Annotated in this window: 24 protein-coding genes and 3 pseudogenes; 5 read left to right on the forward strand and 22 right to left on the reverse strand. The window is 68.4% G+C overall.

Annotated features, from left to right (window positions below; genetic code table 11):
- Positions 1-134: 134 nt before the first annotated feature.
- Together E1285_RS15080 and E1285_RS15085 are read left to right on the forward strand one after the other, a co-directional pair.
- Entirely contained in the window at positions 135-1,250 is a 1,116-nt protein-coding gene (locus E1285_RS15080; protein WP_165966624.1) for a histone-like nucleoid-structuring protein Lsr2, read from the forward strand.
- Between the two features lie 251 nt (positions 1,251-1,501).
- Complete coding sequence (locus E1285_RS15085; protein ID WP_132152384.1) at positions 1,502-1,684, forward strand: hypothetical protein; 183 nt, start codon at positions 1,502-1,504, stop codon at positions 1,682-1,684.
- 211 nt (positions 1,685-1,895) lie between these two features.
- On the opposite strand, the gene E1285_RS15090 is transcribed toward E1285_RS15085, so the two are convergent.
- The 5 genes and pseudogenes from E1285_RS15090 to E1285_RS15105 all read right to left on the reverse strand — a co-directional run bounded on the left by E1285_RS15090 (position 1,896) and on the right by E1285_RS15105 (position 6,614).
- Positions 1,896-2,270 (reverse strand): NUDIX domain-containing protein, encoded by a 375-nt coding sequence (locus E1285_RS15090; protein WP_165966621.1) that lies wholly within the window; start codon positions 2,268-2,270, stop codon positions 1,896-1,898.
- Positions 2,261-2,525 (reverse strand): annotated as a pseudogene (locus E1285_RS46620) (IS256 family transposase); the annotation flags it as partial. The pseudogene E1285_RS46620 and the gene E1285_RS15090, both read right to left, overlap by 10 nt.
- 163 nt (positions 2,526-2,688) lie before the next feature.
- Positions 2,689-3,929, reverse strand: a pseudogene (locus tag E1285_RS15095) (IS110 family transposase).
- Positions 3,930-4,561: 632 nt separating this feature from the next.
- Positions 4,562-5,824: an HNH endonuclease signature motif containing protein gene (locus tag E1285_RS15100; protein ID WP_165966625.1), complete on the reverse strand. Its 1,263-nt coding sequence runs from the start codon at positions 5,822-5,824 to the stop codon at positions 4,562-4,564.
- Positions 5,825-6,350: 526 nt separating this feature from the next.
- The gene (locus tag E1285_RS15105; RefSeq protein WP_132152388.1) at positions 6,351-6,614 is read right to left on the reverse strand and encodes a hypothetical protein; all 264 of its coding nucleotides are present in this window, start codon (positions 6,612-6,614) and stop codon (positions 6,351-6,353) included.
- Between the two features lie 139 nt (positions 6,615-6,753).
- Between E1285_RS15105 and E1285_RS15110 the strand changes: the two genes are divergently transcribed.
- On the forward strand, positions 6,754-7,098 hold the full coding sequence (locus E1285_RS15110) for a transposase family protein (RefSeq protein WP_132152390.1): 345 nt from the start codon (positions 6,754-6,756) through the stop codon (positions 7,096-7,098).
- Between the two features lie 264 nt (positions 7,099-7,362).
- Complete coding sequence (locus E1285_RS15115; RefSeq protein WP_132152392.1) at positions 7,363-7,551, forward strand: DUF397 domain-containing protein; 189 nt, start codon at positions 7,363-7,365, stop codon at positions 7,549-7,551.
- Positions 7,552-7,675: 124 nt separating this feature from the next.
- Here the strand turns inward: E1285_RS15115 and E1285_RS15120 are convergent.
- The 4 genes and pseudogenes from E1285_RS15120 to E1285_RS15135 form a co-directional block, all read right to left on the reverse strand.
- Positions 7,676-7,865, reverse strand: a pseudogene (locus tag E1285_RS15120) (IS5/IS1182 family transposase); the annotation flags it as partial.
- A gap of 138 nt (positions 7,866-8,003) precedes the next feature.
- The gene (locus E1285_RS15125; protein ID WP_132152396.1) at positions 8,004-8,609 is read right to left on the reverse strand and encodes a dihydrofolate reductase family protein; all 606 of its coding nucleotides are present in this window, start codon (positions 8,607-8,609) and stop codon (positions 8,004-8,006) included.
- Positions 8,610-8,836: 227 nt separating this feature from the next.
- Positions 8,837-9,304 (reverse strand): DoxX family protein, encoded by a 468-nt coding sequence (locus E1285_RS15130; RefSeq protein ID WP_132152398.1) that lies wholly within the window; start codon positions 9,302-9,304, stop codon positions 8,837-8,839.
- An 11-nt stretch (positions 9,305-9,315) separates the two neighbouring features.
- Positions 9,316-9,648, reverse strand: coding sequence for a VOC family protein (locus E1285_RS15135; RefSeq protein WP_132152400.1), 333 nt, complete (start codon positions 9,646-9,648; stop codon positions 9,316-9,318).
- A 148-nt stretch (positions 9,649-9,796) separates the two neighbouring features.
- On the opposite strand from E1285_RS15135, the gene E1285_RS15140 reads away from it, so the two are divergent.
- Positions 9,797-10,672, forward strand: coding sequence for a sigma-70 family RNA polymerase sigma factor (locus E1285_RS15140; protein WP_132152402.1), 876 nt, complete (start codon positions 9,797-9,799; stop codon positions 10,670-10,672).
- 500 nt (positions 10,673-11,172) lie between these two features.
- Here the strand turns inward: E1285_RS15140 and E1285_RS15145 are convergent, their stop codons facing one another.
- From E1285_RS15145 to E1285_RS15205, 13 genes are all read right to left on the reverse strand, one after another.
- Positions 11,173-12,516 carry a DUF4407 domain-containing protein gene (locus tag E1285_RS15145; protein WP_132152404.1) on the reverse strand — a complete coding sequence of 448 codons (1,344 nt, stop codon included), beginning with the start codon at positions 12,514-12,516 and terminating at the stop codon, positions 11,173-11,175.
- The gene (locus tag E1285_RS15150; protein ID WP_132152406.1) at positions 12,513-14,087 is read right to left on the reverse strand and encodes a hypothetical protein; all 1,575 of its coding nucleotides are present in this window, start codon (positions 14,085-14,087) and stop codon (positions 12,513-12,515) included. Before E1285_RS15150 ends, E1285_RS15145 begins: the two co-directional genes overlap by 4 nt.
- Positions 14,084-16,141: a hypothetical protein gene (locus E1285_RS15155; RefSeq protein WP_132152408.1), complete on the reverse strand. Its 2,058-nt coding sequence runs from the start codon at positions 16,139-16,141 to the stop codon at positions 14,084-14,086. Before E1285_RS15155 ends, E1285_RS15150 begins: the two co-directional genes overlap by 4 nt.
- A 185-nt stretch (positions 16,142-16,326) precedes the next feature.
- Entirely contained in the window at positions 16,327-17,058 is a 732-nt protein-coding gene (locus tag E1285_RS15160) for a hypothetical protein (protein WP_132152410.1), read from the reverse strand.
- Positions 17,059-17,207: 149 nt separating this feature from the next.
- Positions 17,208-17,855 carry a Crp/Fnr family transcriptional regulator gene (locus tag E1285_RS15165; protein ID WP_132152412.1) on the reverse strand — a complete coding sequence of 216 codons (648 nt, stop codon included), beginning with the start codon at positions 17,853-17,855 and terminating at the stop codon, positions 17,208-17,210.
- Positions 17,856-17,921: 66 nt separating this feature from the next.
- Complete coding sequence (locus tag E1285_RS15170; RefSeq protein WP_132152414.1) at positions 17,922-19,475, reverse strand: class I adenylate-forming enzyme family protein; 1,554 nt, start codon at positions 19,473-19,475, stop codon at positions 17,922-17,924.
- Entirely contained in the window at positions 19,465-20,988 is a 1,524-nt protein-coding gene (locus tag E1285_RS15175; RefSeq protein ID WP_132152416.1) for a class I adenylate-forming enzyme family protein, read from the reverse strand. The genes E1285_RS15170 and E1285_RS15175 overlap by 11 nt, the downstream gene beginning before the upstream one ends.
- A gap of 1 nt (position 20,989) precedes the next feature.
- Complete coding sequence (locus tag E1285_RS15180) at positions 20,990-21,625, reverse strand: hypothetical protein (RefSeq protein ID WP_132152418.1); 636 nt, start codon at positions 21,623-21,625, stop codon at positions 20,990-20,992.
- A complete protein-coding gene (locus tag E1285_RS15185) occupies positions 21,622-23,013 on the reverse strand; it encodes an AMP-binding protein (RefSeq protein ID WP_132152420.1) in 1,392 nt (463 codons plus the stop codon). Before E1285_RS15185 ends, E1285_RS15180 begins: the two co-directional genes overlap by 4 nt.
- Positions 23,010-23,852, reverse strand: coding sequence for an enoyl-CoA hydratase/isomerase family protein (locus tag E1285_RS15190; RefSeq protein ID WP_132152422.1), 843 nt, complete (start codon positions 23,850-23,852; stop codon positions 23,010-23,012). The genes E1285_RS15185 and E1285_RS15190 overlap by 4 nt, the downstream gene beginning before the upstream one ends.
- Before the next feature lie 23 nt (positions 23,853-23,875).
- Positions 23,876-24,784 carry an enoyl-CoA hydratase-related protein gene (locus E1285_RS15195; RefSeq protein ID WP_132152424.1) on the reverse strand — a complete coding sequence of 303 codons (909 nt, stop codon included), beginning with the start codon at positions 24,782-24,784 and terminating at the stop codon, positions 23,876-23,878.
- A gap of 1 nt (position 24,785) precedes the next feature.
- Positions 24,786-25,628 (reverse strand): amidohydrolase family protein, encoded by an 843-nt coding sequence (locus E1285_RS15200; RefSeq protein WP_132152426.1) that lies wholly within the window; start codon positions 25,626-25,628, stop codon positions 24,786-24,788.
- 17 nt (positions 25,629-25,645) lie between these two features.
- Positions 25,646-26,661: fatty acid--CoA ligase family protein (locus tag E1285_RS15205; protein ID WP_165966626.1), on the reverse strand; the 1,016-nt coding region annotated here is incomplete at its 5' end.

A 26,661-nucleotide genomic window follows, 5' to 3' on the forward strand; every position in this document is an offset into this window, starting at 1 on the left:
CCCGGAGTCTTCACCGCACAGTGGACACTCACCGGTAGCTCGCACGGGGGACAGTCCCGTCGCGGCGAATGCGCAGGCGGAGACGAGTCGCAACAATCGTCCAGCACCTTCGACCATTACCGGGGAGCATCGCCATGAGCACACGCATCTCATCGACCTTGCACAGTGCCCGATCCCACAACCTGCTCCTCGAAATCGCCACACTCACCGGCCATTCGGACGCGGGCTCGCCACCGGCACTGTCCGGCTGGGCGGTCGCCGACGACCGAGGAATCTTCATCCGGGTCGCCCAGGACGCGGAAGAGCAGATCGTTCACTTCGAGCTCTGGGATAACGACCCGGCCGGCCGGCGGTCTCCGCCTCCGTCGCGGGACGATCTCCCAGTAGAGGTCCAGGAGACCTTCACCATCGACGCTCCCACCGGAGAACTGGCGTTCAGGGAGAGGAACGGCACCGTCCGGAACGTTTTCACCGTCCGACCTGGCAGGTACCACGCGCGGATCGCCGGGCGGCAGCGAAAGATGGCCCGTGAGCGCGCCGCCGCCGGCAGGATTTCGAACGGCAGGGAGAGCTACACGGTACAACTGTGGCCGGAAAGCGCATCCACCGGCAACGGTCTCGTCGCAGCCACCCAACATGTCGCGACGACCGGCTACGGCATGTTCGGCTTTTACGACGAGAACGAGGACAGCGACCACCCCGAGCCAGAGATCACCGGCGCTTGGTTCTCCGCGACAAGCCGCGCGGTAGACGTCCGTCCCATGTGCCAACTGCCAGAACCAGGGATCCGGTTCGAACTGTGGGCTGACGCTCCCCCCGGCGACGTCCTGCATACCGGGGATGAACCAGAGGTGCAGAAAAGGCTGAAGTTCCAGGTGACGCAGGGATCGATCGCCCTGTACGCAGTCGCCGCAGGGTCGGAACCGGGTGCCTTCTCGCTGCCACCCGGCGGGTACCACCTACACCTACTCGGCTACCGCCGCAGCATAATGCCCACCATCGAAAAGGAACTTTACGCCCGCGAGATCTCTCCCCTCGATGACGAGTGGAAACGCACCGAGGGCACCGAACTATACGTAGCGAGATTCTGGCCAGAGCACGACAACGGCGAGCCGGAAGCGGCACAGCAGTGGGAACCCGATCGCCTCAAAGCCATTCGCACCTGGGCGAAGACCAACGGCCTGGCGGTCAACGACTCGGGCCCGATCCCTCCAACCATCATCGCCCAGTACGACGCCGCTACACCTTGACCGCCAGGCGGGATCGCGGGTCTACGGCCGTTCACCGGGCGGAAAGATCTTGGTGGGGGAGGTCGGATAAGCCGGGCTGGTGTCTCTGGTCAACGTCCGGTTCCAGCCGGTACGGCGCGGCACACAGGAGGTCCGGGGCGTCCTGCACAAGTCGTTCAGGGTCACCACCTCGCACGGCGGCCCGCAAGGCTGCCTTCGCCGCGGCGAACACGGACTTCTTCAACATGGCCGTGGAGGGCGGAGAGCGACGGATGGGTGCCCTGCACTGGGCAGTGGGCGGATACCCCAATCTCGCCGACGGCCGGCCGGTGACCGGACTCGGTGACAACGGCACCGGGGACATCGCGCCCGGCACCACCGCCGGAGTCAGCGCAAACGGCCGCACGTTCCACCTGCTGTGGTGGACGGACGGTCGAACGTATCCGCGGGCGTGACCAGGTGGAGATCGCCGAAATCGTGCGCCACCGGAGGCCAGAGATCACTGGAGCGAACGGGCAGCTGGCCGAGGCCGAGCGCGTCGACGGTTCCGCCCCACCGGATGCGGGCCCCCGGACCGCCCCCGAATGGCACTCCTGGACGCGCTCGAGGATCTTGGCGCCATGGATGATGAGGAATAGTCAACACCTGTGGATCGGGTCTTTCGTGTCAGTGGAGTTGGCCGGCTTGGTGTAGGTGGTCGAAGATGCTCTGGTCGACGGGGGATACCTGGTCGCGGTCGGCGTAGGTGAGCCAGACGAGTTCCGCGATTTCGCTGTTGGGGGTCGGCTGGCCATGGTGGTCGGCGGTGTAGCGGGTCATCTGCACGGTGACGCCGGCGGTGTGGCCGTGGGCTTGCGCACGGTAGGTGCCCACGTGCGTGGCGGTGGCCGGGACGATGGCGATGGCGATGGCGAGTTCTTCGTCGATTTCCCTGATCAGGGTGTCAAGGTCGGTTTCGCCGACTTCACGTTTGCCGCCGGGATGTAGTAGACGTCCTTGCCGTGTGAACGGGTGCTGAGGATCTTGCCGTTGTCCAGCCACAGGTAGACGTAGTCGACCTCGGACAGGTCACGGTCGGCGAAAATCCGCTGGTCGGCCTTCCACTGCTCGGTGAGCCTTCCGGTGCTCTGTGATCGTGGTGATGACCGGCCCCGACAGCCCGGCCGACGAACCGAGGAACTGGCCCAGTGCCGGGACGAAATCCCCGCTCGACAGGCCGTGCATGTACAGCAGCGGCGGCACCTCGGTCACCCGCGGGGTCTAACGCGCTCGGGGCGGCAGGATTGCGCACGACCAGACGACGCCCCTGCTCGTCGCGCTCGTCGAACTCGTCGCGCTCGTCGATGAACCGGGCGACGTAGGCGTCGACCCCGGCTTCCCCGGACGTTGGCGCGTCGGCCTGCGTGAGCCTCAACAGATCACCGGGAAGGCCCGCCCCTTTCCGGCCGATCCACAGACATCAGATCTTCGTAGGCGTCAAGCGGCGGCGGCGAGGGGCTCCGAAGGCTGTCGTCTCGTCGTAGTGCTGGCCGGTCTGGAGGCAGTGGAACAGGCAGCCGAGCATGCGGTTGAAGGTGTTGCGCAGGGCGCTGGAGTGCCGGTCGCCGGCGTGGCGGCGGTGGTCGTAGTGGGCTCTGGGGCCGGTGGCTTTGAGGGAGGCGACGCCCGGACGTAGCCGGCGGCGGCCAGCCGCTGGTTCTTGACCTTGCGGTGGTGGACGGCGAGGGATCGGCCGGTGACGCGGGTGATCGGTGCCGCTCTGGCGTAGGCCTTGAGGGCGCGGGCGTCGGCGAACCGGGTGCGGTCGTCGCCGATCTCGGCCAGGACCCGGGCGCCGGTCAGGTCGGCCAGACCGGGGAAGCTGGTGATGACGGCGGCGTCGGGGTGCGGTGGAAGGCCTGGCCGGTGGCCTCGGCCAGGTCGTCGGCGGCCTGGCAGGCTGCGTCCGGTTGCAGGAGCAGCGCGCGGGTCTGGGCGCCGAACGCGTCCTCGACCAGCGGGAGCTGGCGCAGGGACCCCTGGCGGAACAGGGGTGTGGAGCCGGTCGGTCCAGACGTCAAGGTTGCGCTGACGGCCGCAGCGGCGCAGCGCGGCCTTCAGCCGGGTGCGAGTGAGCTTGGCCGCTTTGGTGGGGGTGGCTGCTGCGGCAAGGACGGCGCGGGACTCGCGGCTGGTCAAGGCCGATGCCCTTGACTTGAAAGGCCATCAGCGCGGCCGGGAAGTACTCGCGTAGTAGGGAGCGGAGCTGGTTGGCGATCTGCTGCCGGTTCCAGACTGCGTCCGGCTGCGCGCGGGCCAGTACCGCGATCGCCTGGACCAGATCAGAGTCGGCGGGAAGCGGCCGGTGGTGGGCGGCGTCGACGCGCAGGATGTCGGCCAGCCTCATCGCGTCCGCGTGGTCGGACTTGGCCCGCGCGACGCTGTGCCGCTCGCGGTAACGGGCGACCGACAGCGGGTTGATCGCGTACACCGTGCGGCCGGTGGCGCGCAGGCAGGCGACCAAAGGCCCGCGGGTGGTCTCGATCGCGACCGGGATCTGCCGGTCGGGGTGTCGCCGTGCTCGGCCAGCAGTTGCGGCAGTGTCTTCCAGCCGGCGGCATCGTCGGTGATGCGCCGGTGCGCTACCAGCGTGCCGTCGGTGTCGACCAGGGCGACGTCGTGGTGCTTCTCGCTCCAGTCGATTCCGCAGGTCACCTTCAACGTCTCCTCCTTGAGAGGGTTGGTGCAGCTTGCGAGCCGGGCAGGGGCACGCTGCGCCCTACCTAATGAGGGAGCTCGATGGCTTGACTCTCAATGACCAGTTCGTGGCCCCAGCCGACCGCAGGCCCGCGCTCTGCGTCAGGGCTCACAGGCCCAGTTGATCGAGCGAGGCTCCCTACGGCCGGCTCAGCCCACGATCTTGCTCGCCAGCCCGCCCCGGCCGCGTGCAGCGTGCACCACCAGGAGTGCGCGCTCCGATCCATTCCCAGACGTCAGCCCGGGCCAGGCGCCTGCTGGGTGACGGCCGAAACGCCAGCCGCGCGGCCTCAAAGAAGAACTCCAGGTCCAGGGGATTGACGGGCGTCTCCGGTGTCCGCCGACCGTCCCCCGACAGGGACGAACGGCCCGGCTCGAAGCACTCCGCCAGCCTGTGGAGAGGGCTCACCGGTCCCGCGTCTCAAGTAGACGTCCGTGGCCCGGGACCGCGCCGTTCAGAAGTCATCAGGTCTCAAGGATTGCTCGCCATGGATCGCCGGGGCATGTCGCTGGCTGTGCTTTCGGCGGTTCCCTGGTTGTCGCCGGGCCGTGGGCTCGCGCGGCGGTGCGCCGGGGGAACCGGTCGGTCCCGGAGGTCATGCGGCCTGGTTCCAGGGTGGTGGGCGGCTGGTCGCGGTGGGTGTTCCGGTTTCGCCTGGGATGCCGGTTCCGGGTTGTTGGAGGCGGTAGGTGTAGTGGCCTTGGGTATCGCGGTGGACGGCGACGTGACCGGGGTGGGCAGCCTTGTAGCGGTTGTGGAATCCGCAGGTGAGGGTGAGTTGATCGATGTCGGTGGGGCTGTTGCCCAGGGCCCAGCCGTGGACGTGGTCGACCTCGCTCAAGGTCCCGGGGACTTCGCAGCCGACCACTGCGCAGGTGGGGTAGAGGGCTTCCAGGACGCGTCGCTGCCCAGGTGTGGCGAACCGTTCCCGGTAGCCGAGGTAGAGCGGTATGTGGCCGCGTCCCAGCAGCAGGGGTGACACTCCGGCGGCCAGGGCGATCCGGCGGGCCTGCTCAGCGGGGATGGGGGTGCCGTCGGTGAGTCTCGCGGGTGTGGTGCCGCCGGTGAGGGTGTCCAGGTCGCAGATGACGGTGACCTTGGTGGCGCGGTGCCCGCCTGACAGCACGGCCGACAGCGCCGCCGCGGTGCGTTCGGGCAGGTCGCGGTCGTCGTCGGTTCCGGCGGGTTTGGCCAGCGGCCCGAGGGTTCCGTCCCAGATGGCGGCGTCTTCGGCGTTGAGCCACCCTGTGATGTACCGGCCGCCGTCCAGAGAGCGTGTCGAGTCGATCCAGGAGCGTTGGTAGCCGCGTTCGGCGTCGCGGGGCGGCTGTTCGGTGCCGTCGCGTTCGGCGATGACGTCACGGATCCGTTTGCCGAACGAGGCGATCTTCCCAGCGGAGAAGTCCTGGTCGACCATGCCGAGCAGGATGTCTTCGGCGGCGGCGCAGTCCTCATCGTCGAGACGGGCGACCGCACCGGCGATGGTGGCGGCGTACCCGAAGGACAGGTCACCGGTGCTCCACCGCCTGATGACTTCGGTGAGGCGGTGCCGCTGCCGGGCGAGGGTGAGGCGTTCCCTGGCGCGGGTGTCGCGCATGCCGAGCCGGTTGCGCAGCCATGACTGGGTGGAGGGGAAGCCCCATCGCTGTGCCTCGCGACCGGCGTCCACGACGGACACGAACCCGGCGAGCGCGGCCTCGTTCCTGTCGTTGGCCGCGGAAAGAACCTCGGTCAGTTCCAGGCAGGCGGCCGCCGATTCGGGCGGCTCACGGCGGGCGAGTTCGGTCGCGATCGCGGATGCGGCGTTCACCAATTCCATGGTGGACGCCCCCGCCAGGTCGACCGCGACTCTTTCCATACCCCCGATTATAAAGCCCGTGCACCTTTTCCCGTGACCGTCCGCGGTTCGATTATTGTCACCGTCGCGCCATGTCGGAGTTTGACGGTATTTCACAAAGAGGCGAATCGGAAAAATCGGGCGCCACTGACCTGCGAGCCAGTCAACCATTACGAGTGATGGCCGTGAATTGATAGCTTTCTGGGTGATGCACAATGGGGTTCTTGGCTGGCGGTGGGGGCGGCGCGTCGGGCAGAGGGCAGGCGGAGCCTGCCCGACGAAAAGCTGCACTCAGGGGCCGCAGAGGCTCCGAAGTCAAGGGTGGGACGGAGTCCCATCGCGAAGCGACGCCGAAGGCGCCCTTGACTTTGGAGGGGCGGCCCCGTACGCAGCGCCGCCCCCACCGCACGGCACCGAATCACGGGCTCACGGAACCACGGGCTCACGGAACCACGGGTCACGAACAACGAACTGCGACTACGAACGCAGAATCAGCACGCGAAGCCGGGAATGGGAATCGCTCCAGAGGTCAGGCATTCTTCAGAGACTAGGCAAGGTTCCTGAAGTCGTTGGGGGGAAGGAGCTTGAGTCCGTCGTAGTTCTTGCTGTCGCGGATGGCAACGGTATCGCTGAAGCGGGCAGGAATGACGTTTTCCCAGCGACTTCTATTCGGGCGTTTGGGATTCAGCATGCCGTGACAGGCAGGATCGGGAAGACTCTCGGACACGGCGATGTGCCCCGAAACAAGCGTGGTGACCCCGGGCAGAAGAGATCTCACCCCAAGTTCTCGTCTGCCACCGAAAGCCGCCACGTGCTCACCTATCCTGCCATGCTCGACGTCCCGGCGAACTGATCCGCTTCGTCGCCGGACTGCTGCGGTCTGGCCGGCACGCCGCGCCGAGCGCCGGGCACGCGGGACCAGGAAGGGCACCGTCCCCGCCCCTTCAGGGATGACCTGCCGGAAGCAGGCTCTGTTCACGATCGCGTGGTTCCGGGACAAGCCGAACATCACCCGACACGGCGTCGCGTTCGGGCTGTCGCAATCAACCGCCTACCAGTACCTGCACGAGGCCGTCGACGTCCTGGCCGACCGCGCACCGGACCTGCATCAGGCCCTGGACAAGGCAGCCGCCGACGGACTGCCGCACCTGGATCTGGACGGGCAAGATCTTCGCCAGCGACCAATGCCGCGAGAAGACCGTGAGCGTGAAGGACGAAACGATCGACGCCTGGTTCTCCGGAAAGACCGGCGGTTTCGGCGGCGAGATCCAGATGCTGTCCGAACCGACGGCTGACCATCTGGTTCCGCGACGTCCTGCCCTCGTGCCCTCCTGCCCTCGTGCCCTCCTACCTTCGTGTCCGGACCGTCAGCGCAGGTCAGGGTCGACTCACCACGGCCAATCGATACGTATAGCCCGCATAGAGACGGCTATACGAGGACTCACGACAGATGATCCCGCAGACCTTGCGGAGCTCTCACGCGTCCTGGTTGATCTCCGGAACAGAACACTTCCGGGAGAGATGTCGCGAGACTTCATCAGGAAGGTGGCCGAAGAACGATGGACCTGAAGAACGCCAAGTGGCGCAAAGCCGGACGAAGCCTCAGCAACGGCGGCGAGTGCATCGAGTTGGCGGACGTCGCCGGTGCGGTGGCGGTGCGGGACAGCAAGGACCCGGACGGGCCCGTCCTCCTGCTCACCCGTGCGGCCCTGCGCACGACCCTCCACACCGCCACCCGCACGCACTGACCGGCCGCCAACAACTCCCCCCGGCGGCCCCCGATCCGCTAAGTCGCGGCGAGTCGTCCCGTTGAGCCGGACGACCCGCCGCACCCCACGCTTCGAAGCACTCCTTAGAGGTTCCGCAGGTAGGTCACGGTCGACGGGCTGGCCGGTCGTCCCAGCGGTTGTCGGTGGTCCAGGCTTCAGCCAGTGGTCGTCGGGTCACGATGGCGGCGTTGGCGAGACCGATGAAGGCGTTGATGACGCGGGCCCGTCGTTCGGTACAGATCGCGAGCTTGCAGAACGGCGCGGTTGTGCCAGGAGTTGGCGCGTTCTGCCACCGAGGATCGTCCCTGTTCTGCATCACCGACACGCACCTACCCAGGCGATCTCGTAGCACAGCTATCTCTATAGCTTGCTCCGCGCCCGTCGGCCTGGCGGCGGTCCAGACCCGGTCCAGACCGGCGGACGGGGCGACGTCACCCGGGGGCGCCCAACGGCGGGTGCTCGAGCACGCGGGGCTTGTACTCGACCAGTTGGATGCGGCCGTCGAAGGTGCGGTGCTCGGTCATCTCGAGGGCGACGTCCGGATAGCCGTCGTAGATGCGTTCCGCGCCCGTGGCCCCGGTGATCACCGGGAACATCACGACCCGGAAGCGGTCGACGAGTCCGGCTCGTAGCAGGGACCGGCACAGGCTCAGGCTGCCGATCGTGCTGAGGAGCCCCGAGCCGCTCGACTTCATGGCGCGAACCGCCTCGACGGCGTCGTCGCGGACGAGCGTGCAGTTGGCCCACGTCAGCGGCTCCTCGAGTGAGGAGGAGAACACCACCTTGGACGCTCGCGTGAGCTCGTCGACGGACGCCTCTTCCTCGGGTCTGAACTCGTCCTGGCCACTCGGGACCTCGCCGGCGGCGAAGCCCGACATCTGGCGGTAGGTGTTCGCTCCCATCAGGTGGGTGGCCTCGGGCTGCTCGCCGAGCCATGCGAGGTACTCCGGACCCTCGAGGCCCCAGAACCCGGGCCATCCCTCTCCCGATGCGTGACCGTCGAGGGAGGTGATGAAGTCGACGAGAAGCTCCGACATGGCGGTCTCCTTTCCTAGGGTGTCACGAGGTTGACCAGCCGGGAGACACAAACTCATCGGCCGCCCCGGCGCCTCCGATTCGCTAAAGCCATAGACGGCGGATTCCTTGCCCGCTCTCCGGGGAGCTTGCCCGTTCTCCGGGGAGCTTGCCCGCCCTCTGGGGAGCTTGCCCGCTCTCCGTGGAGTAGGCGTGCTGGAGGCGGAGCCGGCACGGCAACACGCGAAGGTCAAGGCATGTAGGCATCCTCCCTGACGTGCATGTGGTCTTGAGTACGCAGCGGGGACGCGTCCGGTTCCCAGGGCCGCAGCAACAGCCGCCAGTCCGACGGCCAGTTCGCCAGCGCCACGGCCATCATGATCACCAGATGGAGGGGGGCCGAGACCTCCTCATAGAGGGGCGCCTCGTCCAGAAGGTGCGTCGTCACCGCCCCTGCCAGGAGGAAGACCAGCGCCACGGCCCCGAGGAAGCGCACCCGGCGGCGCGGGACGACCAGCAGAACCGCGCAGATCCCCTCGGTGGCGCCGGCCACGAACCGCATCCACGACGGCCATCCCCACTCGGCGAACTTCACCGAGTAGGCCGGGCCGAAGAAGGTCGGGCCGGGCCAGAACTTGGTCACCATCCCGACCGTGAACGAGAGGAACAGGTACGCGATGAGCGCGACGGCGAGCCGCCGTTTCCACACGTGAGACATCGTGCTCGCCTTCAGGCGTTCTGGAGGAGGCCGATGATGTTGCCGTCGGCGTCCTTGACCGTGGCGATGAACTTGTTGCCGACGTCCTTGATGTCGTCAACGGGTTCCGCGTCGGCGTCGAGAAGCTCTTGCCGCGCCGCCTCGATGTCGTCCACGTGCCAATACGCGACCGCCCCCAGGCGGTGCCCGTGGGGGTCGAGACCGATGTTCTGGTCGCCGACCTCGAAGCCGACATAGTAGGGCTCGTCCATGTAGGGCTCCACGCCGAGAAGCCGGCTGTACAGCGCCTTCGCTTTGTCCAGGTTCCCGACCGGGTAAATGATCGTCCGAACACCTTCGGTCATGATCTTCTCCACATCGCTCGACCCGGCGTCTCTTCGGCCGGTCGGTGGATCTGACACGTGGCGATGGGCGGATGTGACAGCCGGGTGCGTCACATTCGGCCTGCGGGCGGTGTCAGTCCTGGTAACGACTCACTGGAGATGTGCTGCCTTGAACGACCGCGATGTGCCGACCGATCAGTTCGAACGGTATCGGCCCCACCTGCTCTCCGTTGCCCACCGGCTGCTCGGCTCGGTGAACGAGGCCGAGGACGCCGTGCAGGAGGCCTGGGTACGGGCCAGCGTCGCGGGCACCGGCGGTGTGGACAACCTGGGTGGTTGGCTGACGACGGTGGTGGCGCGGGTGTCGCTGAACATGCTGCGTTCCCGCGCGACCAGGCGTGAAGGTCCCATGGACGAGACCCCGGAGCCTCCTGCCCGCGAGGACGACGGCGGGGACCCGGAGCGGGAAACGCTCCTCGCCGACTCCGTGGGGCTGGCCATGACCGTCGTCCTGGACCACCTCACTCCGGCGGAGCGGCTAGCGTTCGTGCTGCACGACATGTTCGCGGTGCCGTACAAGGAGATCGCCGTCGTCCTGGGCCGATCTCCGGACGCCGCGCGCCAGCTGGCCAGCCGGGGCCGGCGCCGGGTCCAAGGGGCCGCACCGAGCGGCGGGGAAGCCGTCCGGCGGCGCAAGGAGATCGTCGACGCCTTCCTTGCCGCCTCCCGTGGCGGGGACTTCGCGGCACTGCTCGCCCTGCTCGATCCGGACGCGGTGCTGAGCGCCGACGCCGCCGCCGTCCTCACCGGCGCCCCCGAGTTGCTGGAGGGTGCGACCGCCGTGGCCGAAACGTTCTGCGGCCGGGCCTTCGGCGCCCGGCCGGCCTTGCTCGGCGGTTCACCCGGGGCGGTGTGGGCGCCGGGCGGACGTCCGCAGATGGCGTTCGCCTTCACCGTCCACGACGCGACAATCGCCCGGATCGAGATGATCGCCGATCCCGACCGGCTCGCCGGCCTCCTTCCGACGTCGTTTCGTTCGCTTTAATCGGCAGCGTTTCGCCTTCCGCCCCGGGACCGGGCGTGTTCACCGTTCTTCTGGATAGGCGCGTCCTGTGGCCCAGCCTGCAGCACGGCTTCCTGCTCTCTCGCGATCGAGAAAGCCTATGGTGGGTGAGCAGCGATCAAAGGTGTATGCATTGGCTCATCAGTTCAGGTTCTTCGGCCGGGCAACGGGGCAGGCAACAGGCGCAGAAGCCATGAGCTGTGTTCTGGACGCCCTACTGGAGGGTGGACCACACCTGGTCGGAGAGTATCTGGGACCGCCCGAACCTGGCCCCCGGCGAGTGGTCGGGCCTTGAGGTCGACGCCGTACAACGCTTCAAACTGGCTACGGCGACCGAGGACATGAAACCGGTAGCCGACCACCTCTTGCTGGAAACCCACGTGGGTATGCGATTCATCGCCGGACGCCCAGACGCACCTTGACCGGCTGCGCCACCCCGGCGCCGGCCAGCAACCGGGTCGCCTCAATGGACGCGGGGTGGGTCAGTTGATGAGGAAAGGCACGCCGTTGGGGCTGGGCGGGTTAGTGCTGGTGTGACGGCGGCGGAGTTCTTCCGCCAGCGCGTCTATCTGGGAATCGAGGACGGCGTCGCGGTGTGTAAGGACGGCCTGATTCTCCTCCGCCAGTTGGTCTGTCCGGCGGCGCTCGTCAAGTTCGGACTCCTGGTGGGCTACGCGTTTCATGGCGAGGTGCCGTTGACGTTGCAGCTTCTGTTCTGAGCCGTAGATTTCCTCGGCGAGGAAGAGCTGGGCTCTGTGCATTCGGTCGTAACTTGTCGTGCCCATCATGCTCTTGGCCAGGATGGGCAGGCAGTCGAGCATGACAAGAAGCAAGCGGAGCAACCACTGGCCGAGGAAGATGAAGACACTCTGCGAGGACAATCGCTCCAGAGCCTTCCACTCCTCCAGAATGCCGATCTTGCCGTCGGCCGAGGGAAGTTTGGATGCGATGGCCTGGGCGACCCGGCCCTCGTAAGCTCCTTCGGCCGTCTGCCTGGCCTTGGTCAGATTCGCCAGTGTCGCTTCAAGGGCCTGGGCCTGGCGTTGATACTCATCGATCCTGCTGCCGGCCTCGGTGCGCCGCGCGGCGTCCTCTGCCGCCTTACAGGCCGGGCCGCGGCCGATCTGGCCGGTGAGGCCCCGGCCTCGGACACCATTGCACTCGTTGCGGACGGTTTGATCCGCCTTGGCAATCGCCTTTTCGGCATCGTCGATGAGCCGCCGGAGTTCCGCTTGCCGGTTCCGCGTCGCTTCCAGTGCCCCGACCGCCGCGGCCGGGGTGTCCTCAACCGAGAGAAGTAGATGGCCAGCCGCGCAACGGGCACGGGTCTTTTCGTCAAGAGCCCGATACGGCACGGGGTTGCATTCCCGCAGCGCGGACTCCTTCATGAGGCGCTCATCGACACGCATGGCGCTCACCTCACGGTGGATCGCCGGCTCGAAAATCTTGAAAAGCAGAGGCTCGGCGACGACCAGGCCGATCATAATCGACAGGCCGAGCCGCAGGATCAGGATGACGACGCGCTTGGAAACGGCTCCGTGCGTGATAGTGATGAGGAAGCGGTCCACACCGATGAGGCCCCAACCCCACAGGACCGCGAACGGCAGGAGGGCATACCAGGGTGCGTTCGTAAAAGCCGCCAGCAGAATGAGCATCGAGACGACGGCCATCAACCCGGCGTTCACGACCACCAGGGCAAGCGCCGAGTAGCGAGTGCGTTCCCAAGGCACCCACCGGAGTATGTCCTCCTCCACGCCGGTGACCTTGCGGAACCGAACATCGAACCGGTTGCCGGGCGGAGCGGGCACCACGGTGTCAGAGGTCATGCCGAGCCCTCCTCACGCAAGGTCGACTCGTCATAGTCGCCATAGTCGCCGGAATCCCCGTCCTGCAAGGCAGCGCGCGGCTCCTGTCCGGTGACAGGGGGATTCTCTGTGAGGCCGTACAGCACGTCCTGCTGGCTGATCACTCCTTGGTCGACGTAGCCTCGCGCGGCGTACTCCTTGAACATTTCGAGCCGTGCCTGGAGGAGATGGCGGCGCAGCTCGTGCTCGCGGATCTCACGATCGATCGCCTGCTGCTGCTCCCGCTCCCGGAAGGCATGCCGGTGTTCGCGGTCGGCACCTTGGGCCGCGTAGAGGAGCTGGAGCTTGGCTTCGTTGGCCTGATGGTCGAGACGGGCCTGCTCGGCCTGCATATCCAGTGTTCTGCCCTTGAATTCGTGTAGCCGTTCCCGCTCGCGCTCCTCGGCGGCGTAGGCACGCTCGATCATGGCGCGTTCGTGTTCGGCACCGCTGCTTTCGAGCGCCTGAAGATGCTCGAGCTTCTTCAAATCCAGCTCGTGCTTCAACTGTTCCAACGCCCGCAACCGTTCCCGGTCGCCGTTCTCGACCTGATAGGCGCGCTCTTCCCGCTTGAGCCCCGCCTCATACTCGCGGTCAGCGTGTTGCCTCATCCACGTGCGGTCCTCGTCCTCGAGCCGCCTTGAGCGCTCGATCTCGTCGCGTTGCCCCGCGGCCACACGGTCAGCCTGCTCCTGCACCTTGTGGGCGACGTCGACCGCGGAGAGCTCCCCCTTTCCCTGGGCGTGATAAGCGGCACGCAACGGGTCGTCACCCACGGCCTCGTCCAGGAAATTGATCTGGGAGTTGAGGATTCGCTGGGTCTGTTCCTGGAGATGAAGGCGCATCTCCTCCATCTGCGTATCATGCTTCCGCTGAGCGATCTCCATCTGCCGGGCGTAGTCCTCCTTGATCCGCTCGATCTCGTGCTGGAGGTTCAACCCCCGCGCCTGGACGGTGTGGGCGGCGTCCTGCTCGTTGAGCCGATTCTGGAAGGAGCGGACGGCGTCCGGGGTCAGCACGTCGACGCTGGCAAGGTCGGCGGCGATGCCCGGCAGGACCGGCGGCCGGAGCTGAACGTATGCCTGGAGCTGTGTCTGCACGAGCAGCCGCACGTGGTTGATCGCCGACACCCGGTGATCCAGGCCCAGCTGGAAGAGCCGCTGGTGACTGCGCACATATCCGGTGAGTGCCCGGGACGCGTCGCCCTGCCCGTTCTGCACGACGGCCGCGGCATCGGTGACCGAGCAAAGGAAGGTCGCCTGGACGGTGAACTCCTGAGCGTCACACGACGGGATGGTCAGCCGCACAGGCACCTCGACATTCCGCGACAGGTCGACTACGGCGACATGGCTGGCGCGCACGGCCTGCTCGTCGTCGTCCGGCCTGCCGTGGTCGACGACGTGTTCGCCGTCGACCAGGAACACACGGACCTGCTCGCCCTTGACCGGCGGGAGTTCCCCCGGGGCCCGGCGGCGTCGTCCGATGCCCCGGACCCCGCCGCGGCCCGCCGGGCCCAGCGTCTTCTCACTGGTGATCGGGTAAGGGATCGTCATTGCGGTCTCCGTTTCAGGACTGCTGCCGCGTGATCCAGAGCGGCCAGCATGATCTCGCCAAAGCTCCGCACACGAACCGCGTTGGAGTGGGTATGCGTGAGCAGAACGCCGAAGTCGGTCTTCAGCGGTTCGAGTTCCTCGGGCGGTAGCGCGCCGATCAGGGCGTCGGCGAGCGCCTGCACCTCCCGTTCGTTCTCCGTCCCGCCCCGCCGGATCATCGCGACGCACGCACTCAGCAGCGCCTCCAACGCGGAGCGGCGGCACGGCCGGTGCCGGATCGCCGCCGCCCACAGCTCAGCTGTGGCAGCGAGCCGATCCGGGCGGTCGCGCAGGTACTCGGCGACGGCGGGGACGCCGGTGCGGGCACTGCGGGCGTGGACCACGGAGAGGACGCCGACCAACGTGAGCCGGTAGCGGTTCTGGCTAGAACCGATCGGCAGGAACTTCGCCAGTTGCGCGAGCAGGTGCTCAACAAGCAACTCGGCGTCGCCGTCCCGGGCGACCAGCGTGGCGAAGAGCTCACCGAACGCGGACGCCGCCGGTTCGCTGTGCCGGTTCTCCTGCAGGACGAGCTGCCAGAGCCGACGTGCTCCGAGCTGGGGAAGGCGGACGCCCAGCTCCCCGGCGAATGCCTGGATCGCGGTGTGACGCTGCTCTGCGGTTCCTTGGCCCGCCCAGTCATCCGCGATCCGCTGCGCGATCGGAACCATGGCCTCGTCCAGGCACAGGAACCACAGGGCGTAGACAGCGGTGGCCTGCCCCTGCCAGCCGGCCCCGCCCCGGGACCATTCCTCCAGATAGGTCTCGGTCTCGTCGCGGTCGAAGTAGGTGAGCAGGGCGAGCGCCGAACCGATGCCGAGGTGGAGTTCATCGTCCTTTTCGAGGACGAGCAGGTTGAGCCAAGCGCGGACGGAGTCCCAGAACCCGATGCCGTAGCCCGTCGTGAGTTCTTCGAGAACGTAGGGGCGGTAGGCGTCCTCGGCGAACGCAAGCACCCGTCGCGTGCTGGCACCGTCCTGTACGCGAAGGACCTGGACAAGCGTCTCGTTCCGGCGCCGATCCTGCGTTATGGCGGGACGATCTCCCGCTGGAGAGGCTGTGCCCGACTCCGAACCTGCCGTTCCATCGGAGGCGGCCTCGGTGCGCGCCGGTGAGAGGATGCCGTCCAGCAGCCTGACGCACAGTTCGAAGCGCCGTTCGGGAAGTCGCGAGACGAAGGCGATGACGGTAACTGCCAGTAGTTGCTCCCGGCCAGGACCGCCGTCGAACCACTCGTGGACTACGCGGCGCCCCGCTTCGTCGAGGACCTCCGCAACCGCCTCAGCGGGCGCCTGCCCGGCGGCAAGGCGCTCGACGATGCGGCCGAGGTCGCGCATCGCGAACTCGGCGGGCAGCGCATCCCGTACGGCCTCGACGTCCTCGTTTCGCGCGTGCTCGCCGAGTCCGGTCCGGAGCACGGTGGCGACCGGCGGCGGCGCCCAAGGGACGTGCCGGACGGAGTCGGGTACCCGCACCGGCTCCTCGATCATGGTCACCACGAGAAAGGCACCGAAGTGATCTAGGCGGTCAAGGACGGCCAGCCAGGCGTGGTCGAGTTCGCTTCCGGTGCTTCGGCCGCTTCCGGCACGGGGCAGGCCGTCGTCCACACGATCGAAAACCACGTAACCGCAGCCCTGGTTGTACTTGCGCTCAGCGAGTTCCTTCAGGGAGATAGATGGGGGCAGGGCGACGATCGTGCCTTCTGAGCCGATGACGTCGCGCAGCATGACAAGGGCGCCTGTGCGTTTCCCTAGTCCCCTCCGGCCGGTCAGGACCAGGGCGTGGTCCTTGACCAGGTGGGCGCTCGCCTCCTCGTAGCAATCGCCCGGCGAGGCGTACCCGGCGGCGGCCTCCTTGATCACCGCCGGGCTGATCTTGCCGGTGACGGCGTGCCCTCGTTCGATGCGCTCCGCCGAGGCCATGCCGAGCACGCTTCCCCGCTGATCCACCCGGTCGAGAAAGATGTTGTAGACGGCCTTCCCGGCTTGGGCGGCCGTAGCGTGAGCATTGCTCACCGTGCCATGGTCAACGTCGGCTGACGCATCACCGGCATCGGCATCGGCTTCCGGTGTGACCTGATCGGCATCGTCGTTCGCAAGCGCGTCATCGCCGGAGTTTCCGTCGTCGTGCTCCGGCTCCCGCTCCGGCATTTCGGGCACCTTTTCGGCGATCTCATCGTCGGACATTTGCACAGACCGAATCAGCCGTGCTCATTGAAGCCCAGGATGGAACGTGACAGATCGATGTTTTCGCCCGAGATGGTGTTTATGACGGTTTTTGGCTTACTGTCGAACTCAGGGGTACCGGAACCCGGTTCCGTTCCACCGGAAACGATCGCCCCCGGACCGATTCCCGGGACATGGACGTAGGCAGTCTGATGGAACCCCTTCGCGGGAAGGTCCACCGCAACCGCGAGGAATTGCTTCGCCCTCAGGCCGCCCAACTCAGACAGTACGACCTTCTGATAAACCTCCTCGGAAATGATCAATGCGAGGTTCGCATCCCGCCGGGATGCCAGCGCGGCGCGCACGGGCGCGCTGTCCAGAAGCCGGCTGAGGACGATGAAAGCGTCGCCACCGCCCCCCATATGGCCGGACGTCACCGTGCCCATGTTCATGGCGACCCGCAACCTCATCTGAAGCTCGGCACCGTGGTCGTCGTTATGGTCGGTCAACCGCCGGTCCAGCACACGCACGAACTCGGCGACCACCGCGAGGAGGTCGATCTCCGGAGGCAGGATGGCCAGCTCACCATCCCCGCCGGGCTCCCGTTGCCACGAGCCTCGGTCGAGGCCGACCTCTTCGGCGGCCGTGTTGAGCAGTTCGTGCAGCGTCCGTTGAAGCTCGACCTGGCGGCGCACTGAACGGCTGCTGTACTTCTCGATGTCCGACCCGATGACGAACCGGTCGGCCAGCGTCGGACGCGTTGCCATGGCACCTCCGTGGGTGTTCTCGTGGTCAGGAAGGACACCCGCACAGGTGATGAGAAATCAAGGCAAGGCGGGTGGATCACCCGATCTTGCAGGAACCACAGCGGCCTCTGTGTGCAAAAGTAGACACGTCCCGACAAGTAATCTTAATGTTACCTGGAGGCGCGATCACGTAGGCCCGGTAGATCCGTGATAATGATTCGCTCGCGTTTCGTGTTAACCAATCCAGCCGAACGCAATTCGGCGAGCTTGTCCGCCACCGAGGCCCTCGAGAGGCCGATCGCTTCACCGAACTCTGCCTGACTCAGCCCGATATCAATAGATTTGACCTCGCGGCTAGTCGACACGGCCAGCCGCAGCAGGCCACGGACGACCCGGGGGCCGGCCTTGAGCGTGGCGAGCTCCAGCCGCAGTTCCTCGCTCTCCCGGAACAGTCGCATCGCGAAGCGGACCAGTTCGTTATGGAGGCCCATCGCCTGGAGAGCACGGAGGAACGAGTCCCGGGACACCGCCGAGACCTCGCACTCGTCGATCGCTGAGACCGTCGCAGACCGCCGAGCGCCGTCGATGACCGTGATGTCCCCGAGCACCTGTCCCGGTCCACGCACGGCGAGCAGCATACTGTGGCCCTCGGCGTCGACCAGGGAGACCTTCACCCGTCCGGCGACCAGCAGGAGCACCTGGTCGGCGATGTCCCCCTGCCGCATGAGGATCTCGCCGGGCTCATAGGTGCCTGGCCGGCCCAGCGCGGTGAGTTCCCGCCAGGCGGGAGGCCCGATGATCGCCCCGAATCCGTCCATGGACCACATAGTGAAAGCCCCGCTCCGCCTCGCGCAACGCTTACCACCGAATCGGACGTGTTGCTGCTACTCCGTTAGGAGGCGCTGTAGGGCGGGTTTGTTGGGCTTGCCGGTTGGTAGGCGGGGGACGTCTTCGCCTGGCGGGAGGACGCGGAGGACGGTGGGGAGCTTGAAGGCGCTCAACTGTGTTCGGGCGGCCTTCAGGACGTCTGCCTCGTCCAATGCGGTGTCGGGTTCCGGGATTACGGCTGCTGCGATCTGGGGTGTGCCGTCTGGGGCGGGGACGTCGGTTACGAAGGCTTGGTGGATGCCGGGGATGGTCTGGAGCGCGGACTCGACCTCCGTTGGATAGACGGTGGCGCCACGGATCTTGAGCATGTCGTCTAGGCGGCCGTGGTGCCAGAGGCGTCCGGCGTCGTCCAGGTGGCCGATGTCTCCGGTGCGGCACCAGCCGTCCTTTGTGAAGACCTCCTCGCGGGAGCGGCCGCAGATGCCGCGCATTAGGTGTCTGCCGCGGACCTGGATCTCGCCGTGTTCGCCCGAGGGCGTTGGTTCGCCCGTCTCTGGGGTGGCGATCCGTACCTGCATCCCTGGGAATGGGGTGCCGCAGCTTCCCCAGGCTTCGGGGCGCATGTCCTGGTCTAGGGGGTCGCCGCAGTAGGGGCCGAAGGTCTCGGTCATTCCGAACAGGTTCGCGCGGGCTCCGGGGTGGCTGCGCAGATGCGGCGGCAGGATCGCGGGGAGGCTGCCCGGTCTCAGGGACGACAGGTCGGTTTCGGCGGCCAGCGGGTGCGCCGCCAGGCGGGCGGCCTGGTCGGGCCAGCCGCGGAAGAGGGTCGCGCGTTCGCGGCTCAGGAGTTCGAGCGTGCTCTCCGGGGACGGAACGGCCTCCGTCAGCAGCGTCGCCCCGGCGGCGAGGACGGTCAGCAGGCCACCGCCGAAGCCGCCCATCCAGAAGAACGGCATCGGGATGTAGAGGCGGTCACCAGGGCGGACGCATCGGATGGGCAGGCTCGCGGCCACGGCGCGCAGCGCGTTCCCGTGGGTGTGGATGACGCCCTTGGGGGTTCCTCGGCTGCCGGAGGTGAACATGATCGCGAGGTCGTCGGCGGGGCGGACGCGGTCCTCCAGGGCGGACGCTTTCTCGCTGGATGGCGGGGCGTCCCGTAGCTCGTCGTGGCGCCAGGCGGAGCGGAGGGCTGGCAGGCGAGGCGTTCGGCCGTCCCGGGCACCGAGAGGCAGCAGGTCCTTGAACTCGTCCAGGAAGTTCCTGTCGCGGAAGCCGTCCACCAGGATCAGGCGCTCCACGGCCGCGGTCCGCAGTTGCTGGTCGAGTTCGGGTGCGCGGAGGAAGGTGCTGAGGGGGACGAGCACGGCACCCATCCGCATGATCGCGAAGGCGTGGACCGCCCAGTCGATGCCGTTCTCCATCAGCAGCCCGACGCGGGTGCGGCGGGTGACGCCGCGATCGGCGAGGACGGCGGCGAGGCCACGGCTGCGAACGTCCAGTTCGGTCCAGGTGATCCGCTCGGTGGCGGTCACCAGCGCATCACGGTTCGGGCACCGGTCGGTGAGCGACGCCAGGGCGGTGGGGATCGTGGGTTTCTGGTCAACGGTCATCGAACAACTCCGCCAGTGCGTTCATGTCCACCTTGCCGCTGGAGCGGAGAGGCACGCGCGAGACCGGTACGGCGCGCACCACCCGGGGGATCTTGTAGGGCGACAGGACCGGGGCGAGGGACTCACGCAGGGCGGGCGGGGGGCCGTCGCCGGTGACCAGGACGGCCGCCACCACCTGGCCGCGCTCGGCATCTGGCAGGCCGAACACGTAGGAGTCCAGGCCGGTGGCGGTGCGGATCGCGTCCTGCACCTCGGCGGGCGACACGCTCGCGCCCGCCGTCTTGATCAGGTCGTCGGCGCGGCCGAGGAAGTACCAGTGGCCCGCCTCGTCGGTGCGCGCCATGTCGCCGGTGTGGAACCAGCCGTCGTCGTCGAAAGTGTCGAACCGCTCCACGCCGTAGTAGCCGCGCATGAGAGCGGGGCCGCGCAGCCACAGCTCGCCCTTCTCCCCCACCGGGCGGTCGGCGCCGGTTTCCCGGTCGACGATCCGGGCCTCGTAGCCGGGGACGGGGCGTCCGAACGAGCCTCGCCTGCTCTCCGGCAGGTCGTCCGCGTTGTCACGTCCGGCTAGGACGACGCTGCCTCCCTCGGTCGTCCCGAGCATGTTCGTCCGCAGCCCGGGATCGGCGGGGAGGGCGCTGTCCGGCATGATCGGATACAGGTTGCCGCGCCGGATGGACGACAGGTCGCGGCGCGGGAAGCTGGGGTCGGCGGCCAGGGCGGCTACCGACGAGGCGTAGCCGTTCACCATCGTGGGACGTTCGCGCTCGATGACGTCCAGCACGCCGGACGGTTCGGCGGCGCGCGAGCAGGCGAGCGTCGCGCCGGCGAGCAGGGTGCCGAGCAGGGTGTAGGCGAACCCGCCGATCCAGAAGAACGGCGAGTTGGAGAAGAGGGTCTCGCCGCGGCCGTAGTCGCGCATCTCGTTCAGCACCCGCAGGTGGTCGAGCAGCGCGCCGTGCGTGTGGACGACGCCCTTCGGCGCGCTGGTCGAGCCGGACGTGTGCACGATGACCAGGTCGTCGGACGGCGTGACATCGGCCTCGATCGCTTCGAAGAGGTCGTCGCTCACCGTGTCGGCGTCGTTCAGCAGGCCGTGCCAGGCGTCCCCGCCGGTGAAGAGAACCTCCCGCAAGACTGGTGCGCCGAGTCCTGCGGCCTCTCGCAGCATCGTCTCGAAGTCCTTCGACCGGTAGGACGGGAAGGCCAGCAGGATCTCGGTGTCGGAGCCGTCGATCAGCGTGTGCAGTTCCGCCGTCGTGGACATCGTGCTCATCGGGACGGCCACCGCTCCGATGCGCGCGGCGGCCAGGGCGGCGACGACGAAATCCGCGCCGCTGGGGATCAGGAGGCCGATGTGTGTTCCGTGGCCGGCACCCGCCGCGACCAGGCCTTTCGCGAGGCGGCGCGATTCCCGGCAGGCGTCGCGGTAGGTCAGCCGCTCGTCGTCGCACACCAGGAACGTGTGATCGTCGGATGTTCTGGAGCGGAGCACGTCGCCCACGGTTCGCATGTCACCTCCTGGCGGAGACGGCGGGCAGGTTCGCGCGGTCGCCGCAGATCGCGCTGGTCGTCGCGTGGCAGAGCAGCTCGCCGTCCGACATCAGCCGCACCTTCGAGTGGACCGAGCCGTCCGCGACCGTCCTGTCGATCTCGAAGTCCAGGTCCCTCGACACCGGGACGGGACGCCGGTAGCGCAGTTCCAGCCCGCGCGTCTTGCCCGTCTGCCCGACCGCGCAGTTGTGGTGCTGGACGACGCAGTCGGCGAAGACGGCCAGGAATCCGCCGTGCACGCAGCCCGGCGGCCCCTCGTAGCAGATCGGGAACCGCACGGTCCCGGTCGCCCGCGCCGGACCGTCGACCGTGATGCCGTAGGGCGGGAACATCGGGTTGAACTCGCCGACGTCCCGGCCGTGGTCCAGGTAGACGCGCCCGCTGGTGTCGGCCTTGGCTCCGACGCGTGGTCCCGGTTCGGGTGGCACGCGGCGGGCCAGTCGCCGGCGGGCCGCGGTCAGCGTGCGGGTCACGTCCTCTAGGAGCGGGTCGGTGTGTTCTAGGGCGAGTACCACCGAGCACAGGTCCCTGACCTCCCGCGCGAAGCGTTCCTGCTCGGGCAGTGCCCGCTCCCCGAACACCCACGGCTCGGTCATGACGCCCCCAGGAGGGCCCGTGCGGCGGGGAGGTCGACCTTGCCGGACGGGGTACGCGGCAGCGCGTCCACGAACGTCACCTCGGTCGGCAGCTCGTAGCGGGCCAGTGCCTCGGCGGCGTGGGCGAGGAGTTCCTCCCGGTGGGGCGCGTGTCCCGGCCGCGACTCGATCACCGCGACCGGCACCTCGCCGAGGCGCGCGTCAGGGACGCCCAGCACGACCGCGCTCCGGACGGCCGGATGCCGCTCCAGCACGGACCGGACGTGATCGGGCTGCACCTTGAACCCGCCCCGGATGATCGTCTGGTCCGCGCGTCCCACGATCCACAGGAACCCGTCGCCGTCGATACGGGCCAGGTCGGTCGTGCGGACCCATGGCGCATCGGCACCGAACTGTGCTGGACGCACCTCCAGCAGGCCCGCCTCGTCCACGGGCAGTTCCTCGCCTTCCGGGGACACCACGCGCAGGCCGCAGCCGGGATGCGCACGTCCGGCACTGCCTCGCTTGGCCGTCCAGTAGCGGCGGTGGTCGGCGAGGGTCCAGCCCGCCACGCCGCCGCCGAACTCGGTGGCCGCGTACGAGGTCAGCACGGGCACGCCGAAGCGTTCGGTGAACGCGTCCGCGTCGGCCGGGTCCAGCGGCGCCGTCCCGGAGACCACCGACAGGAGGCCGGACAGGTCTTCGCGGGTCAGGTCCGAGTCGAGGACCATGCGGAGCGCGGCCGGCACCAGGCTCGCCGTCTTCGGCCGGTGGCGGCGCACCGCGCCGGCCCACGCCCCGACCTCGAAGCGGGGCAGGAGCACGAAGGAGCGGCCGTCCAGCACGCACTGCACGACGCGGAACAGGCCACCGATGTGGACGAGCGGAGAGTTCACGATGGCCACGCCGTGCCGCAGCACCGGCTCGGGGCGGCGGCCTGACTCGTAGTGCTTGGCGCCTTCCATGGTCCGCGTGAGCGTGTCGGCGGTGATGTCCACGCGCTTGGGCGGTCCGGTCGTCCCGCTCGTCAGCATCCGCACCGCGACGCCCGGCCTGGCCGGTGCCGCCGGATCGGTGACCGGACGTCCGAACGCCTCCAGGTCGGCGTCCGTGCCCACCAGCCCCGCGAGGTTCAGCTCGCCGACCTCGGCCGGCGCACGCCCGAGCCCGGGGTTGATCGTCACCACGCACCCGTCGGCGATCAGGACACCGAGCAGCGCCCCGGCATGCCACGGCGTGTTCCGCAGGATCACCCCGACCGGTGCCCCGGGCCGCGGCACCGACGCGGCGGCCGACTCCGCGATCCGCGCGACATCGCCCCAGCTCCACCAGGCGTCCTCGAACTCGATGGCGGGCGCGGCGGGGTCGATCCGCAGCGTCCGGCCGAGCCCGCCGGAGAGCGCGCTCATCTGATCACCACGTCCCCGTCGAGCGCCTGCTCGCGGTCGACCTGGCTCATGCCGATCGGGTTGCCGAGCCGGGTGTAGGTGAGGCCCTGCTCGACGGCCGCCCGATACGGCTTGTCCAGTGACTCCCAGATCGCCCGGACGGTGCCCTGCGTCGCGGCCGACGGCTTGCGCGCGACGCCCCGCGCGATCTCGTCCGCCCTGGCCCAGAGCCGGTCTGCCGGGACGACCTCGGTGACCAGGCCCACGCGCAGCGCGGTCGCCGCGCCGACCCGCTCGTCGTTGCCCTGCAGTGCCATGCGCAGCGTGTCGCCGAGCCCGATGCGGCGCATCAGGCCGACGGGTTCGATGGCCGAGACCATGCCGTAGGTGACGTGCGAATCGAAGAACGTCGCGTCCTCGGAGCAGATGACGATGTCCGCCTCGTTGACGAAGTAGAAGGCCCCGGCCGTGCACATGCCCTGGACCGCGCAGACGACCGGCTTCCACAGCTTCTGCCACTTCGGGCTGAGGAGCTCCCCGGGATCCTCGTGGTTCCAGATGTCGTCCGGCTGCTCGTAGCGCTCCCGGACGTCCAGGCCAGCGCTGAACGCACGCTCCCCGGCCGCCCGGAGGACGACGGCGTTGACCGACTCGTCGAGCTTGATCCGCCGCCAGGCGTCGGCGACCTCGTGGCACATCTTCTTGTTGAACGCGTTGAGGCGCTTCGGGCGGTCGAGGGTCACGGTGGCCACTCGCGCGTCGCGGTCCACGTCCAGCCGGACCGTCTCGTAGGGCCGGACCGTCTCGTCGGGCCCTACCGTCTCGTCGGGAAGGGGATGCGGTGGATCGGCAGGGCCCATGCGCGGGTCTCCTCTGGTGTCGGTCATCGCCCGGTGAAGTCGGAGTCGCGGCGGGCCTTGAAGGCGGCGAGGCCCTCCTTGAAGTCGGCTGTCCGGGCGGCGAGTTCGAGGGCGTACGACTCGTCGGACATGGCGCGGGTCAGGGGCGCCTCCGCCGCTCGCAGAAGCGACTGTTTCGTCAGGCCCAGGGCGACGGTCGGGCCCTTTGCCAGCGAGGCGACCAGTTCGTTGGAGCGGTCGTCCAGGTCCGGGGCGGGGACGGCCTCGTGGATCAGGCCCCATTCCGCCGCCTGCGCGCCGCTGACCTTCTCGCCCAGCAGCAGCATTCGCCGCGCGCGGGCCAGCCCGACCAGCCTCGGGAGCAGCCATGTCGCACCGGTGTCGGGGGTGAATCCGCGGTGGACGAACGGCTCCCAGAACGTCGCGTCCTCGTCCGCCACGGTGAAGTCCGCGGCGAGGGCGAGCTGGCAGCCGAGCCCGGCGGCGAAGCCCCGCACGGTCGCGACGACCGGCAGGTGAATGGTCAGCAGCAGCTCGATCAGGCGATGGCTCTGCAGCGGCAGGCGCCTGACCAGGCTCGCGGGGCGTGGCCTTTCCCTGTCACCGGAGTCGCCGGAGTTGGCAGAGTTGGCAGAGTTGGCGGCGCTACCCGAGTTGGCCGACACCCAGTCGGAGCCCGAGCAGAAGTCGCGTCCGGCCGCCGTGAGATGGACGGCCCTGAGTGACTCGTCCAGCGCCGCGTCCTCCAGCAGCCGGACCAGGCGCAGCGTGGACTCCTGGTCGAGCGCGTTGCGCCGGTTCTCACGGTCGATCCGCACGACGAGAACCCCGTCACGAACCTCGTGCTGAACAGAACCGCGCTGAACAGAACCGTGTTGAACAGAATCGTGCTGAACAGGGTCGCGTTGAACAGGGTCGCGCTGAACAGACATGTCAGGCCGCCGCGCCGTCGAAGAAGAACCGGTTCGCGTTGCCGAACAGGTAGTCGTCGAGGACCTCGGGGGCGAGGCCCAGTGCCGCCGCCTCGGTGACGGTGCGGGTGAGGGACAGCACCGGGGAGTCCGAGGCGAAGATGACCTTCTTCTTGCCGCGCGTCGAGATGTAGTGGACGAGCGACTGCGGCAGGTGCTTCGGCGACCAGGCCGACGTCATCAGGTGCAGGTTCCGGTACTTGATCATCAGCCGGACGGCGGTGTCCCACCAGGGGTCGGCGCCATGCGTCATGCACAGCTTCAGCTCCGGGAAGCGGACGCAGACCCGGTCGAGATGGATGGGGTTCTGCGCTTCGCCCGGCAGCGGCGGCCCCGGCAGGCCGGTGTTGACGCAGACGGGCAGGCCCAGCTCGCACGCCTTGGTGTAGAGCGGGTAGTAGACCGCGTCGCTGGGCGGGTAGTTGCCGTCGCCCCAGAAGCTCGGGCCGACCGAGACGTAGGACACGGGCGCGCTGGCCACGACCTCGGTCAGGGCGCGGAGGGTCGGCATCGGGCGCAGCAGGTCGAGGCGGCCGATGCCGAGTGAGAAGCGGTCGGGCGCCTTCTCCGCGAACTTCCGGGCCAGCGAGGAAGGGCCCGCGTTCAGGGGGCTCAGGAGGATGGCGCGGCGCACTCCGAGCCGGTCCATCTCGTCGATCAGCTCGTCGTAGTCGGCGTCGCGGAAGAACGAGTCGTCGCCCTTGAAGTAGTCCTCCTTGACCCGCACCAGCCAGTCGGGCGGGTCCTGGCCGCCCGTCAGGCTCACGTTCACCAGGCAGTCGATCGCCCTCTTGACCGTCGCCACGAAGATCCCTTCTCGGCCTACGGCTCCGCCAGGGCGGACCGCAGCTCGTTCTTGAGTACTTTGCCCATCGGGTTGCGAGGCAGCTGGTCGAGGACGACGAGGCGCTCGGGGGCCTTGAAGCGGGCGAGCCCGGCGGCCCGGCAGTGCTCGGCGAGGCCGTCCAGGGTGGGCTCCCGTCCGCCGGGACGGGCCACCACCACGGCGCAGACACGTTCGCCCGTCCGGGGGTCCGGGACGCCGATCACCGCGGCGTCGGCGATGGCCGGGTGGCTGAGCAGCGCCTCCTCGACGTCCCTGGCCGAGATGTTCTCCGCGTTGCGGATGATCACGTCCTTGAGCCGGCCGGTGATGCGGATCCGGCCGCCGGTGTCCACGGTGCCGAGGTCGCCGGTCCGGAACCAGCCGTCCTCGTCGAAGCCCTCGGCGTCGAGCGAGGCGTCGACGTAGCCGAGGAAGCACTGCGGGCCTTTGAGCCGCAGTTCCCCGTCGACGACGCGGACGCGCACGCCCGGGGTGGGGAGGCCGACGTTCGTGCCGATGTCCGGGTCCTCGGGCGTCTGGCTGGCCGCGACCGGGAACTCGGTGAGGCCCCAGGCGTCGACTATGCCGGGAACGCCGAGCACCTCGGCGACCTCCCGGCTGACCGACCCGGGCACCGCCGCGCCGCCCGCCACGCACACGCGCAGCGCGGGGAACAGCGGACGTTCGCCGTAGCGGCGCTGCGCGGCGACGTACGCCTTGAAGAACGGGGTCGCCGAACCCAGGACCGTCGTCCCGTGCGCGGCCATGCGCATCGGGGTGGTCTCCGGGTCGAAGTGGTCGTACAGCACCAGCCTGCCGCCCGCGATCAGCACGGACGCGAGCATGGAGACGCCGCCGACGTGGGGGAACGGCCAGGCGATCGCGCTGACATCGGACGGGACCTTGCGGTGCCGCCCGATCGCGCCCCGCGCCGCCGCGATGACCGAGCCGTCGGTGTGGCGGGCGCCCTTGGCTCCGCCGGTCGTGCCGGAGGTGTAGTAGATCCAGCGGC

Origin of the sequence: Actinomadura sp. 7K507, from assembly GCF_004348425.1 — a bacterium.
Taxonomy (GTDB): Bacteria; Actinomycetota; Actinomycetes; order Streptosporangiales; family Streptosporangiaceae; genus Spirillospora.